General features: G+C 32.0%; 14 protein-coding genes. 6 read left to right on the plus strand and 8 right to left on the minus strand.

Features of this window, described 5'->3' with window-relative positions; all coding sequences use genetic code 11:
- Positions 1-100 precede the first annotated feature (100 nt).
- The gene (locus RC62_RS01730; RefSeq protein ID WP_055092006.1) at positions 101-655 is read left to right on the plus strand and encodes a fasciclin domain-containing protein; all 555 of its coding nucleotides are present in this window, start codon (positions 101-103) and stop codon (positions 653-655) included.
- 76 nt (positions 656-731) lie between these two features.
- Here the strand turns inward: RC62_RS01730 and RC62_RS01735 are convergent, their stop codons facing one another.
- The 8 genes from RC62_RS01735 to RC62_RS01770 all read right to left on the minus strand — a co-directional run bounded on the left by RC62_RS01735 (position 732) and on the right by RC62_RS01770 (position 8,968).
- Positions 732-1,577 (minus strand): EamA family transporter, encoded by an 846-nt coding sequence (locus RC62_RS01735; protein ID WP_055092008.1) that lies wholly within the window; start codon positions 1,575-1,577, stop codon positions 732-734.
- Between the two features lie 103 nt (positions 1,578-1,680).
- The gene (locus RC62_RS01740) at positions 1,681-1,821 is read right to left on the minus strand and encodes a hypothetical protein (RefSeq protein ID WP_055092010.1); all 141 of its coding nucleotides are present in this window, start codon (positions 1,819-1,821) and stop codon (positions 1,681-1,683) included.
- 144 nt (positions 1,822-1,965) lie between these two features.
- Positions 1,966-3,414, minus strand: a complete 1,449-nt coding sequence (locus RC62_RS01745; RefSeq protein ID WP_055092012.1) for a serine hydrolase domain-containing protein — start codon at positions 3,412-3,414, stop codon at positions 1,966-1,968.
- Positions 3,415-3,433: 19 nt separating this feature from the next.
- Positions 3,434-5,218 carry a M56 family metallopeptidase gene (locus tag RC62_RS01750; protein ID WP_055092014.1) on the minus strand — a complete coding sequence of 595 codons (1,785 nt, stop codon included), beginning with the start codon at positions 5,216-5,218 and terminating at the stop codon, positions 3,434-3,436.
- A gap of 5 nt (positions 5,219-5,223) precedes the next feature.
- Positions 5,224-5,592, minus strand: coding sequence for a BlaI/MecI/CopY family transcriptional regulator (locus RC62_RS01755; protein ID WP_055092016.1), 369 nt, complete (start codon positions 5,590-5,592; stop codon positions 5,224-5,226).
- A gap of 29 nt (positions 5,593-5,621) precedes the next feature.
- Positions 5,622-7,202, minus strand: a complete 1,581-nt coding sequence (locus RC62_RS01760; protein WP_055092018.1) for a M56 family metallopeptidase — start codon at positions 7,200-7,202, stop codon at positions 5,622-5,624.
- Positions 7,203-7,207: 5 nt separating this feature from the next.
- The gene (locus RC62_RS01765) at positions 7,208-7,576 is read right to left on the minus strand and encodes a BlaI/MecI/CopY family transcriptional regulator (RefSeq protein ID WP_055092021.1); all 369 of its coding nucleotides are present in this window, start codon (positions 7,574-7,576) and stop codon (positions 7,208-7,210) included.
- A gap of 174 nt (positions 7,577-7,750) precedes the next feature.
- Positions 7,751-8,968 carry an MDR family MFS transporter gene (locus RC62_RS01770; protein WP_055092913.1) on the minus strand — a complete coding sequence of 406 codons (1,218 nt, stop codon included), beginning with the start codon at positions 8,966-8,968 and terminating at the stop codon, positions 7,751-7,753.
- Between the two features lie 97 nt (positions 8,969-9,065).
- Here RC62_RS01770 and RC62_RS01775 point away from each other — a divergent pair, with 97 nt between their 5' ends.
- The 5 genes from RC62_RS01775 to RC62_RS01795 all read left to right on the plus strand — a co-directional run bounded on the left by RC62_RS01775 (position 9,066) and on the right by RC62_RS01795 (position 12,807).
- A complete protein-coding gene (locus RC62_RS01775; protein ID WP_055092024.1) occupies positions 9,066-9,665 on the plus strand; it encodes a DUF1684 domain-containing protein in 600 nt (199 codons plus the stop codon).
- Positions 9,665-10,312, plus strand: a complete 648-nt coding sequence (locus tag RC62_RS01780; protein ID WP_055092026.1) for a TatD family hydrolase — start codon at positions 9,665-9,667, stop codon at positions 10,310-10,312. The genes RC62_RS01775 and RC62_RS01780 overlap by 1 nt, the downstream gene beginning before the upstream one ends.
- An 89-nt stretch (positions 10,313-10,401) precedes the next feature.
- On the plus strand, positions 10,402-11,118 hold the full coding sequence (locus tag RC62_RS01785; protein WP_055092028.1) for a ThiF family adenylyltransferase: 717 nt from the start codon (positions 10,402-10,404) through the stop codon (positions 11,116-11,118).
- A 113-nt stretch (positions 11,119-11,231) separates the two neighbouring features.
- The gene (locus RC62_RS01790) at positions 11,232-11,894 is read left to right on the plus strand and encodes an HAD family hydrolase (RefSeq protein WP_055092031.1); all 663 of its coding nucleotides are present in this window, start codon (positions 11,232-11,234) and stop codon (positions 11,892-11,894) included.
- Between the two features lie 70 nt (positions 11,895-11,964).
- Positions 11,965-12,807 carry a DUF2911 domain-containing protein gene (locus RC62_RS01795; RefSeq protein ID WP_055092034.1) on the plus strand — a complete coding sequence of 281 codons (843 nt, stop codon included), beginning with the start codon at positions 11,965-11,967 and terminating at the stop codon, positions 12,805-12,807.
- Positions 12,808-12,893: the final 86 nt, after the last annotated feature.

The raw sequence follows: 12,893 nt of genomic DNA on the forward strand, positions 1-12,893 counted from the left end.
TTTGAGGATATTTCAGTTTTTTTTAATCTTTTTTAGAAATTTAATAAAACCAAATCGAAAGTTACCCCGTAAATGAGCTTATAACTTAAAATATTTAATCATGAAAACTAGAAAATTTTTAGCCGCAGCAATCTTAGCATTAGGATTTGGATTTACATCATTTGCACAAAAAACTGTAATGGTTGGTGGAGCAGCAATGTACCCAAATAAAAATATTATTGAAAATGCGGTAAATTCAAAAGACCACACTACACTTGTAGCTGCTGTAAAAGCTGCAGACTTAGTAGAAACATTACAAGGTAAAGGACCATTTACCGTTTTTGCCCCAACAAATGCAGCATTTGCTAAATTGCCAGCAGGAACTGTTGAAACGTTATTGAAACCTGAAAACAAAAAAATGTTACAAACGATCTTGACCTATCATGTTATTGCAGGTAAGTTAAATGCATCTGATATTGCTAAAGCAATTAAAGACGGAAAAGGAAAAGCGACTTTTAAAACTGTTAGCGGTGGTACTTTGACTGCTTGGATGAAAGGAAAAGATTTATACATCAGTGACGAAAGCGGAAGCAAAGCTAAAGTTACTATTGCAGATGTAAATCAATCTAATGGTGTAATTCACGTGGTTGATACTGTTTTATTACCAAAAAAATAATAAAACAAAGTTCACGATCAAAAAAAGTCCCGTATAATGCGGGACTTTTTTTATGCTTTATAAAGAATGATAAAATCTATCGTTTAGCTGTCAAAGTCGATCCGGCAGAAGCAATAACAACACAAACTACTGCTAAAATTTCGGTAAAAATTAATTTTTCCTGCAAAAATATAAAGGCACAAATTGATGCTGCAGCTGGTTCTAAACTCATCAATATACTAAAGGTACGTGGCGGAAGCTGTCCTAACGCTTTCATTTCTAATGTAAACGGGATAGCACTGGATAAAAGTGCCAAAGCGATTCCCATACCAAAAAGTTTTGGAGTAAGATTAGCCAATCCGTTTTCGTAAAAACCAAAAGGAAGAATTAAAACCGCAGCAAATAACATTCCGGTTGATACTGCCTGACCACCATTCATAATTTGAGAAATCTTACCTCCCAAAACAATATAAGCAGCCCAAAATCCACCTGCTAAAAGTGCAAAAACAACACCTAAGATATCTACACGGTCATTTGTCCAGGGAGCTATTAAAGCAATTCCCACAGCTGCAAGCAGAACCCAACAATAATCAATTAAACGTTTTGAACCAATAATTGCAACTAATAGCGGACCAATAAATTCAAGGGTAACGGCTAATCCAATTGGGATTCTTTCTATCGCCAGATAAAAAATCAAATTCATTGCACCTAACGACAAACCATAAGGCGCCACTATCTTCCATTGTTGCGGAGTAATTGCTTTAAGATTTGGTCGATATGCTACTAATAAAATTAATGCAGATACTCCAATTCGTATCGAAGCTGTTCCTGCTGCTCCAATTGCAGGAAATAAACTTTTAGCAATTGCTGCCCCACATTGTACACTAATAATGGCAAGAAGTACCGCATAAATAGGAGGTATGTTGAATTCTTTATTTTTCATATGAAATAATTGATGAGATAAGAAATGTAATAAGAAAAAAGAGGTTCTCATTTCTTAACAAGATTGTTGAAACTGAAATCAACTATTTGGCTGCAAAATAATTTTATTCTAAAGCACGCTTGGTTACATAAGCACGATAACCAATAATAGCCATTTGCCATTTTTTTGCTTTTGAAATATCCAGACCTTGTTTGGTGAAACTTGGTAAAAGGAGTTTGTTTATTTTGGCTAAAATTTTATACATGGCAGGTTAATTTTTCTCAAAGATATAAAAAAAAGACTTTGCGTTTGGGCAAAGTCTTTTTTGGGTGTATTCGAAATATATAAGTAGATATATTGGAATTTAGAATAAGGTAATAATCCGCATAATGAATCGATTCTGAATGTTCTATGATTTTTTAGCTAATATTTTTTCAATTTTTTCTAACATTTCTGTAGCATTTTTATTATCAGGAGATAATTTTAGTGCTTTCTGGTAACTCTCTTTTGCATTTTCGAATTGATTGTCTCTAAAATACCCATCTGCCAGACTATCAAATGCATTTCCGGATTTTGGATTTTCTTTTGTGTTTAATTCCAAAACTTTAATTCCATCATTTAGCCTTCCATGATCCATCAAGGTATAACCAATAACATTTAATCGATATTCAAAATCCCAATCCGGATGATTCTTTTTTATGTCTGAATAATTTTGCTCAGCTTTATTGATATCAAATTTCAAAAAATTCTGATTTATTTTTTCACCGGCAAGATAGTAATCATCTTTAAGTGTTTGGTCTACAATTGCGGCAACATGGTTTATTACCTGACTCTGAACATACAAACCCGAATATTTATGTCCGTTTGATAAAAATATAACCGTTAAGTTATTATTAGGGAATTTTCTAAAAGCGGTTTCATTTCCTCCCGTAAAACCATATGACAAAATTTTGTTTACTGGAACAATTTCCCAGCCATATGCAAAACGATCGGTGTTATTAGTAAATTTAAAAGGTTCCCACATAGAGTATTTAGTTTCTTTTTTGAGATAAACATCTTGATCCAGATTTTGATTCCATCGAATAAATTCCGGTAAAGAAATATTTAAACCATTTGCTGAGTGCGAATCAAACCCAAAATCTGAGGTACTTTTTATGTATTTTTTATTTTCGGTATTATAATTATATCTAAAAGCACTATTAGGTACGGCTTTACCGAAGTTTGATGAAAAATAAACCCCGGATTTTATATCCGGAAATTGATTTTTTAAAATATAATCATCAAAAGTTAATCCAGTGATTTTTTCAATGATTTTAGCAAGAAATAAATAATTGGTTTGATTGTACCTGTATTCATTTCCCGTTGCAAATTCCATTGGCTTTTTAGATAATATTTTGATTTTTTCATCATATGGTAATGTATTTGGGATATCCTCAAACATTACAATATTGGGTAAACCGGAAGAATGGGATAATAAATTTTTAACTTTAACGACCTCCCATTCTTTAGGCAGATTATTTAGATATTTAGAAATAGAATCTTCGAATGATAGTTTTCCTTGCTCTATAAGTTGAAAAACACCCACATTAGTAATTAATTTTGTAGTAGAGAAAACTTTAAAAGCAGTGTTTTTATCCACTGCTTTATTTTGTTCAAGAGATGCTTCTCCGTAATATTTCTCATAAATAACTTTTCCGTCTTTGATAACAGCTAATGCTACACCCGGAATTTCATTTATAGCTATTACTTCTTTAATATAGTTATCGATTTTTTGTTCGATTAATTTTTCCTCCTTTTTTTGACTAAAAGTTAAATTAAAAACGAGTAATAATAATGTTATAAGAAATGATTTTTTCATTTAAAAGTTTTAGAATTAATTAAGACTTTTTACTTTCTTTCTCTATTCTCTTCATTTCTTTTTCACGAAGCTTCATTTCTTTTTCCTGAAGTTTCATATCTCTCTCGTAAAGCTTCATGTCTTTTTCATATTGCTTCATGTTAAGATTATATTCTCTGGAATCCTTACCATATTTTTGTTCCATGTCTTGAGAATATTTATCCATCTCAACATTAAATTTCTCCATGGCAATTTCATATTTCTCCATTTCTTTTTCGAATATAGCTTCTCTTTGAGCCATAATTTCTTCTACTTGCTTTTCAAAAGCTGACATATCTGGTTCAAATGCTTCCATTTTTTTCTCAAATTCAGCCATTTCTTTTTCAAATTTTGCCATTGCAACTTTATCTTTATGATTTGAAGGAGCAACAGGAGGTTTTGGCATTTTCGACATATCAACAGGAGGAGCCTCAGGCATTGGTCCGCCAGGAAACGAAGGAGGGGTTGGAGGAGTAGGAGGAACTACAGGCAATACACTTACATTAGTGTTATTTGTTTCGTTTACCTCTACCATACGATCTCCTATTACCATAGGTTTATCAATTGCGCCATCTGTAACAACGTCGATTTTTTTAGAACCATTATCTTTTGTTGTAATAACAATTCCGCAGCTTTTTATAGGATTATCTCCTTCTATCTGAATGGTTTGAGCTTCTCCGGTTCCTTTTTGAATATCAACTTTAATTGCTGTTAGCTCATTTTTAGAGTTTCTTTTCACATTTGATACTTCCATATCAATATTATGTTCTCTTTTTAATTTTTCAGCAATTTCTTTCAGCTCCTTATCGGTTGTATTTTTCTGAAATTTTAAAACATAAATTTGATCTGTTTTCTCAACAGCTTCCTGATTTTCTTTTCTCTCTTTTTCCTGTGCAATTGTTTTTATCTGAAATAAGAACACAAATGCTACAAGTGCCGGAATAACAGCATAATACTTCCAGTAGTTTCGTTTTTTTGATTGATTTTTGTTTAACATGACGATTCGTTTTTTGATTAATGATTGATAAAAATGATTGGTGATTGCAACACAGCTTTCATGTGTTGTTATTTTTAAAAGCGTGTATTGGTACGCTTTTTTGTCTGATATTTTTTTGGCTGCTTCATTATCTGCAATAAATTCCAGATTTTGAAGAATAGCTTTTTTGTACAGCCAAATAATAGGATTGAACCAGAAAAGCACACAAAATACTCTTGCCACTAAGACATCAATGGTATGATTTTGATCGCTGTGTACCTTTTCGTGTTCTATAATATTCTCTAATTCTTGAGGCGTATACATTGATGAGTTATACACGATATAATCAAAATAAGAAAATGGAGCGATATTTTCTTTAATATCAACAAATTTAAAGTCAGCTTGCTGTTGTACTTTTTTACCTTTTAAAACCGAATTCAGACTGTAAAAATCTATTGCGAATTTGATAAGCAAGGCAAGAAAACCAATGGTATAAATGGCAAGCATCACATAATTCCAATTAATTTCGAAGGTTTCATTTTCAACAATATGCGGGACATATCCTTGTGAATACTTTACAATTGAATTTGAAACTAAATTAGAAACTGAATTTTGAATCGGGGCAGGCTCAATCCATACAATTTTAGTGTAAACCAGAAATGGTAAAACTAATGACGTAACTAAACCAGCCAATAAAAACCATCTGCTGCTATTAAAGAAAGTTTCTTTGCGCAATAAGAAATAGTAGGCACAATAAAACATTGCTAACAATCCGCTTGATTTTGCGATAAAAATGAAAAGTGTTTCCATAATGATTATTTTTCTTCTTTTGGTTTTTCGATCATGGCCAATATTTCACGTAATTCTGCTGCCGAAATTTTTTCTTCTTTGGCAAAAAATGAAACCATATTTTTATAAGAACTATTAAAATAGTTGTCGATTGCAGTATTCATATACTTTTTGCTGTAAGCTTCTAAAGTAATGATCGGGTAATACTGATGCGTGTTTCCAAAAGCATTATGCGCTACAAAACCTTTCTCCTCAAGATTACGCACAATAGTAGACAACGTATTATAATGCGGTTGATCTTCTATAATCTCTGCCTGGATTTCTTTTACAAAAGCTTTTTTAAGCTTCCATAAAATCTGCATGATTTCTTCTTCTTTATTGGTTAACTTTTGCATTTTCTGGTTTTTGAAATTTAAACAACAGTTTATTTACGGGTTTCGATTATAATAACGCCATTTTTTCCTTTATCTCCATATTTGGCTATTGCCATTTCTCCTTTTAAAACATTCATAGTTTTAATATCGCCAGATTTATAGTCTTCAAAGCTAAAAGTGGAAGGCATTTCAACTCCGTCAATGATTACAAGTTTTGGTTCATTTAAATTAATTTTTCCGGAATTTGAAACAATAATTTGACTATTTCCGTCACTTGTTATTATTTTTGTAGTTGCATTGTCCTCTGAGTTTGTCGTTATAATAACCCCAGAATTTGTGTTGCTATTAGTATTAGTTTTTGTACTAATATTAGAATTAGTGTTATCATTAGTATTTAATTTAGTTTTTTGTTTTTTTTCGATTACTATTTTTGAATCCTTACTTGTTTCATCAGCCGTTTGAATACCAACTTTTTTGCTGCCATCCTTATCTGTTGTAACAATAATTCCGAAATCTTTTATAGTTTGATTTCCGGCTGTCTGAATAGATTGTGCTTGTTGATTTCCATTTTTAATGTCAATTTTAATTGAAGTTAAATCGTTTTCAGCATTTCTTTTGATTTCAGAAGTTTCAAAGTCAATATTATGAATTGATTTTAATTTTTCTTTAATTTCTTTTAGCTCTTCATCAGTAGAACTTTTTTTGATTTTGTAAACATCTACAGATTTAATTTCTCCTGAAATTTCTTTTACAGGCATTTGTTTTTCTTTTGCTTCAGTTTTAATTTGAAATAAAAGTACAAAAGCGACAAGTACTGGGATTACAATGCAAAATTTCCATAGATTTCTTTTTTTTGATTGATTTTTGTTTAACATGATGATTCGTTTTTTGATTAATGATTGATAAAAATGATTGGTGATTGCAACACAATTTTCATGTGTTGTTATTTTTAAAAGCGTATACTGATATGCTTTTTTATCGGATATTTTTTGTGCAGCCTCATTATCTGCAATGAATTCAAGATTTTGCTGAATCGCTTTTTTATACAGCCACATTATTGGGTTAAACCAAAACAATACACAAAAAACTCTTGACACAAGAACATCTATAGTGTGATTTTGCTCGCTGTGTACTTTTTCATGCTCAATAATACTTTCTAATTCTGATGTTGTATACAGTGATGAGTTGTATACGATATAATCAAAATAAGAAAATGGGGCAATGTTTTCGTTAACATCGACAAATTTAAAATCAGCTTGTTGTTTTACTTTTTTTCCTTTTAAAACGGAATTTAAACTATAAAAATCAACAGCAAATTTTATTAATAAGGACAAGAAACCAATACTGTAAATGGCAATTAAGGCAAAAAACCAATCAAAAATAAAATTTGCTTGTTGACTAGTTTGCGCTGCAAAAATTTGATTATTATTACTTGAAAGAGGGCTGGCATCAACCCATACAATTTTAGTATAAACTATAAATGGTAAAATTACTGAGGTAAACAAACCAGCCAATAAAAACCATCTGTTACTATTAAAAAAAGTCTCTTTGCGCAATAAAAAATAATAAGCACAATAAAATGATAATAGTAGTGCGCCTGATTTAAGTATAAAGGTAAAAAGTGCTTCCATGATGCTTATTTTTCTACATTTGGATTTTCAATCATAGCCAGGATTTCACGTAATTCTGCAGCCGAAATTTTTTCTTCTTTAGCAAAAAATGAAACCATATTTTTATACGAACTATTAAAATAGTTGTCGATTGCAGTTTTCATATACTTTTTGCTGTACGCTTCTAAAGTAATGATAGGATAATATTGATGCGTGTTTCCAAAAGCATTATGTGCTACAAAACCTTTCTCTTCAAGATTACGCACAATAGTCGATAACGTATTATAATGTGGCTGATCTTCTGTAATCTCTGCCTGAACCTCTTTTACGAATGCTTTTTTAAGTTTCCATAAAATGTGCATGATTTCCTCTTCCTTGTTCGTTAACTTTTGCATGTTTTCTAATTTTAATTCAAACCTACAACTATTTTTCTAGTTACGCAACTATAAAAATAGTTATTTAACTAAAAAATACGTTTCATTAGTGTTTAAGCATAGAAAAACACTGTGTTTTTAGATGGAAACACAGGTCAAAATAAATTAAGAAACTAAATATAAAAAGGTAATATCTTAAGAAATTTTCTCTTCAAGCAAAGCCTTTCTGATCCAGAAGCAGCAAAGTGTTGCAAAAACTCCTATAGAAGCCATAAAAAACCAATTGATCTGGTATCCAAGGCGGGAAATTATTTCGAAACCCACTTTTGAGCTAATGATATGAGCCAGACTAAAACTCATTGTATAAAGAGCCATATAACGACCTTCCTGACCACGTGGCGCACGACTTAGTGCGAAAGCATTTGAAAAAGGGAAAGTAAGAATCTCACCAATCGAAATGCAAATCATACTAATTACAAGAACTCCTGCCCAGATATTAATTAGTAATAAAAAGAAACTCAATGCCATAATAAATGATCCAAGAATAATAATCCTGATTTTAGGAAAACCTCTTCTTTCCATAAAACCAACTGTTGGCATTTCGAGTGCAAAAATCAGAAGTCCGTTTAGAGTCATTAACAGACCAGTTTGAAATTCACTCAAACCAAATTTTTCATTATGATATAAAGGTAAAGTTGTAAAAAGCTGGAAGAAAATCATAGCGGTTACAAAGCTTACAAATAAGAAAACCCAAAAGATTTTATCATGAAAAACCGATTTTATTTCGGCAGCACTTTCCGTTTTATCTCCATGTTCTACTTTCTTTTTTTCTTTAACCAATAAAGCAAAAATAGAAATCGAAATAATGCATGAAGCGCCATCTACCCAGAATAAACCTGAATATCCAATTCCCATAATGATCAAACCTCCTAAAGCTGGTCCGGCTGCAAAACCAAGGTTTACTGCTAATCGAACTAAAGTTAAGGCGCGGGTTCTGTTTTCCGGCCTGGCATAAGCGCCAAGAGAAACAAACATTGCAGGTCTAAACATATCTGCAATAGTCATTAAAACAAACATAGCAATGCATAATGACCAGAATGTAGTAATATATTGTATAAAGAAAAGAGAAACACCGCTGGTAAATAAGCTGAAAACCATGATTTTGTAAAAACCAATTTTGTCAGAAAGTTTTCCGCCCAGCCAGGAACCTAACATTGAGCCTAAACCAAAAGCTACCATGATCCAACCTACCTGATTATAAGTGAACTGTAGATCTTCTTTTAAGTATTTTGATAAAAAAGGCAGCACCATCGTTCCGGCACGATTGATAAAAGTAACAATTGTAAGTATCCAAATTTCTCTTGAAAATCCTTTAAAATTATTAATGTAGTGACTAAAAGCGTTCTTGAGCATTATGAATAAATTATTTGCAACAAAGTTAAGAAACTTTGTAGAGATCATGGGTTGGTGCTTTGTTACTTTTAAACTATTTTTGCTCAAAATTTAGAAGATGAAAAATAGTATCGCTTTTCTTATATTACTGTTGGCAAATTTTTGCTTTGGCCAGAATAAATTTGATCAGAATGAAGCTGAAAAATTTCAAAAGAAAATAAATTCAGAATATGCTGATCCTAAAGAGAGTCCGTTGATGGAAGAAGATTTGAAAACTTTTAAAAGTTTGGATTTTTATCCCATAAATGGAAAATATTTTGTGAACGCAAAATTTGAGAAAGCAAAAAATGAAAAAGTTTTCGAAATGAAAACTACAGGAACCAGAACGCCAAAGTACATAAAATATGGTACACTATATTTTACAATAGATGGCGTTGCCCTTAAGCTGAATGTATATCGAAATATTGAACTTTCGAAAAATAAGGAATACAAAGATCATTTGTTTTTACCATTTTCAGATTTAACTTCCGGTAAGGAGAGTTATATAGGAGGAAGGTACATTGATTTAAAAATACCAAAAGGAAATACGATCGCAGTCGATTTTAATCAGGCATATAATCCGTATTGTGCTTATAATCATAAGTATTCTTGTCCGCTTATTCCGTTAGAAAATGACTTGAATGTAGAGATTAAAGCGGGGGTTAAAACGTTTCATTAATGGAATTTTTTAATTTTCATACGCATCAGTTTACAAATCAGTCGAATATACTGGAGTTGGTAAATCAATATCCAAATTCGTTTGATGCTTCGATTGCGTATTATTCGATCGGGATTCATCCCTGGTATATTCAGGAAGATCGAATTGATCAAGACTTGAAAATTATTGAAGAAAAACTTCAAACACAAAATTGCCTTGCGATTGGTGAATGTGGTTTAGACAAACGCATTGAGATTCGGTTAGAGCAGCAAATTATAGTTTTTGAAAAACAATTAGCTCTGGCCGAAAAATATAAAAAACCTGTAGTGATACATTGCGTGGCTGCCTTTCAGGAAGTAATTGCAATAAAAAAGAAAATGAATATTTCAGTTCCCATGATTATTCACGGTTTTTCAAAAAAGAGTCAAATCGCACAACAGCTTATTGCAGCAGGATTTTATCTGTCTTTTGGAAAATATTTACTGAAAAATCCAGAATTGAAAACTGTTTTTCAAGATGTTCCAAACAATCGTTTTTTTCTGGAAACCGATACAATCGAAGAAAGTATTCAACAGGTTTATGATGTAGCATCAGAATATAAAAATATAACTATCAAAGAATTGCAAGAGGTTATCGCAAGTAATTTTGCATCAGTATTTGAGAAGTAAAAAAATGAAAAGTAAAAGGTGAAAATTCTAGATTTAGAACCTGAAACCTGAAACAAATTTTAAATTAAACAAAAGAAACAAAATAAGATATGGCAGAGTGGACAGAAAGAGCCGAGCTTTTATTTACAAAAGAAGGATTACAAAATTTACAAAACTCTAATGTTTTGGTTGTAGGTTTAGGCGGAGTGGGATCATTTGCGGCTGAGTTTTTGGCAAGAGCCGGAGTGGGGAATATGACTATTGTAGACGGAGATGTGGTTGATATAACGAATATTAACAGACAATTACCTGCTTTGCATTCAACAGTAGGCCAGCCAAAAATTACAATTGTTGGAGATCGCTTAATGGATATTAATCCTGAATTGAAACTGACTCGTGTACAGGAATTTTTATCTCCGGAAAGAGCTTTTGAAATCGTTTCTCCAGAGTTTGATTATGTTTTGGATTGTATTGATAGCATTACGCCAAAATTAAACCTGATTATTGCAGCCAAACGCAAAAGAGTAAAAATTATAAGCAGTATGGGCGCTGGAGGAAAAATGCTGGCTTCTAAAGTAAAAGTAACAGATATCTCTAAAACAATAAACTGCTATTTCTCTAAAGCAATCCGAAAACGTTTAAAAGCAGAAAAAATAAACAAACTAAAAGTAGTTTTCTCTTCTGAAATTCAAGACGAAAAAAGTTTAAAACTAACCGACGGTAAAAACTTCAAAAAGTCATTTTACGGAACCAACAGCTACATGCCAGGTTTATTTGGCTTACACATAGCCGAAACCGTGATCAGACATTTGTTGAAAAAAGAGTAGCTAAGATGCTAAGGCTCTAAGTTACTAAGAACCTTAAATAAAAGACGCACTGCTGTGTGTCTCTACAGAAAACCTTTGAACCTTTGTTCCTCAGAACCTTTGAACCTGAAAAAATGATAAAAACAGTAATTTTTGATATGGATGGTGTAATTGTAGACACTGAACCTGTTCACCGTTATGCCTATTACAAACAATTTTCTGAATTAAATATTGAAGTAACTCAAGAAATGTATACTTCGTTTACGGGATTCTCGACCCGAAATACTTTTCAAACCCTTAAAGGATTTTTTCCTGCAATCGAGCATGAAGTAGAAGATTTGATTCAAAGAAAGAGAAGTATTTTTAATGATGCTTTCGATACTAAAGCAGATTTATATTTACTGGAAGGAGTTGAAGATTTAATTAAAGATTTGTATGCTAACGGAATACAGTTAATTTTAGCTTCTTCCGCTTCAAAAGTAACAATCGAGCGTGTGTTTACAAGATTTAATTTGCATCAATATTTTACAGATGTTGTTAGTGGTGAAGATTTCCCGCAATCAAAACCAAATCCGGCAATTTTTGTTCATGCAGCTTCACTATCTGTAGCTCCAAAACACGAATGTATTATTATTGAAGACAGTACAAATGGGGTTAGAGCCGCAAAAGCAGCCGGAATTTATTGTGTAGGATATAACAGTCATCATTCTATCATGCAGGATTTGTCAGAAGCTGATATTATAATCAATCATTTTAACGAATTAGACGCACAAAAAATATCACAGTTAAAGGGTTGAATTATAGAAAATTTAACATCTGTTCGATAATTGAATTTGTAAATTTGGACAAACAAAACAAAACTCAAAAATGAAAAAACTACTTATTGCATTAGCCATAATTTTGGCTCCTCTTGCTACAGAAGCACAAATAAAGACCCCACAGGCGAGTCCTAAAGGATATATCAAACAAACTGTTGGATTAACAGATGTTGAAGTTACCTATTCAAGACCTGGTGCCAGAGGCAGAGCAGTTTTTGGAAATTTGGTTCCGTTTGGTAAACTATGGAGAACCGGAGCTAACGAAAATACAATCATTAATTTTAGTGACGATGTAGTAATCGATGGTAAAACATTGAAAAAAGGGAAATATGCAATATATACGATTCCAAAAATAGAGAGCTGGGAAGTGATTTTTTACCTTTCTACTGACAACTGGGGATTACCTGAAAACTGGAGTGATTCTTATGTTGCTTTAAGAACTACTGTAAAAGAAGATGCTTTACCAACTCCCGTAGAGACGTTTACAATTGGTATTAATGGCTTGGATCCTAATTTTGGATACTTAGAAATGGCTTGGGAAAACTCTCATGTAGCTTTAAAATTTGAAGTTCCAACTGCTAAAAATGCTATTGCCAGCATTGAAAAAACTTTAAACGGGCCAACTGCAAATGATTATTTTGCTGCTGCTACCTATTTGTTTCAATCAAACGGAAACATTGATACAGCCAGAACTTACGTAGATAAATCTTTAGATATGAGTACTGAAAAACCATATTTCATTTTAAGATTAAAATCACAAATCCAGGCAAAACAAGGCGACAAAAAAGGAGCTGTTGAAACTGCAAAAGCATCACTTGCTGCTGCTGAAGCTGCTAACAATCAGGATTACGTGAAGTTAAATAAAGATAGTATTGCTGAGTGGAGCAGATAATAATTCCTTAGAATTATTAAATTACAATTTTGAAAATCCAAATCCCAATATTAATTGGAATTTGGATTTTTTTTGGTTTATGTTGC

This window comes from Flavobacterium aquidurense (assembly GCF_001404985.1).
GTDB lineage: Bacteria > Bacteroidota > Bacteroidia > Flavobacteriales > Flavobacteriaceae > Flavobacterium > Flavobacterium aquidurense_B.

Excerpts from the sequence above, each read along its gene's own strand:
- RC62_RS01730 (WP_055092006.1), top strand. The coding sequence starts at position 101 with ATGAAAACTAGAAAATTTTTAGCCGCAGCAATCTTAGCATTAGGATTT.
- RC62_RS01735 (WP_055092008.1), bottom strand. The coding sequence starts at position 1,577 with ATGAAAAATAAAGAATTCAACATACCTCCTATTTATGCGGTACTTCTT.
- RC62_RS01740 (WP_055092010.1), bottom strand. The coding sequence starts at position 1,821 with ATGTATAAAATTTTAGCCAAAATAAACAAACTCCTTTTACCAAGTTTC.
- RC62_RS01745 (WP_055092012.1), bottom strand. The coding sequence starts at position 3,414 with ATGAAAAAATCATTTCTTATAACATTATTATTACTCGTTTTTAATTTA.
- RC62_RS01750 (WP_055092014.1), bottom strand. The coding sequence starts at position 5,218 with ATGGAAACACTTTTCATTTTTATCGCAAAATCAAGCGGATTGTTAGCA.
- RC62_RS01755 (WP_055092016.1), bottom strand. The coding sequence starts at position 5,592 with ATGCAAAAGTTAACCAATAAAGAAGAAGAAATCATGCAGATTTTATGG.
- RC62_RS01760 (WP_055092018.1), bottom strand. The coding sequence starts at position 7,202 with ATGGAAGCACTTTTTACCTTTATACTTAAATCAGGCGCACTACTATTA.
- RC62_RS01765 (WP_055092021.1), bottom strand. The coding sequence starts at position 7,576 with ATGCAAAAGTTAACGAACAAGGAAGAGGAAATCATGCACATTTTATGG.
- RC62_RS01770 (WP_055092913.1), bottom strand. The coding sequence starts at position 8,968 with ATGCTCAAGAACGCTTTTAGTCACTACATTAATAATTTTAAAGGATTT.
- RC62_RS01775 (WP_055092024.1), top strand. The coding sequence starts at position 9,066 with ATGAAAAATAGTATCGCTTTTCTTATATTACTGTTGGCAAATTTTTGC.
- RC62_RS01780 (WP_055092026.1), top strand. The coding sequence starts at position 9,665 with ATGGAATTTTTTAATTTTCATACGCATCAGTTTACAAATCAGTCGAAT.
- RC62_RS01785 (WP_055092028.1), top strand. The coding sequence starts at position 10,402 with ATGGCAGAGTGGACAGAAAGAGCCGAGCTTTTATTTACAAAAGAAGGA.
- RC62_RS01790 (WP_055092031.1), top strand. The coding sequence starts at position 11,232 with ATGATAAAAACAGTAATTTTTGATATGGATGGTGTAATTGTAGACACT.
- RC62_RS01795 (WP_055092034.1), top strand. The coding sequence starts at position 11,965 with ATGAAAAAACTACTTATTGCATTAGCCATAATTTTGGCTCCTCTTGCT.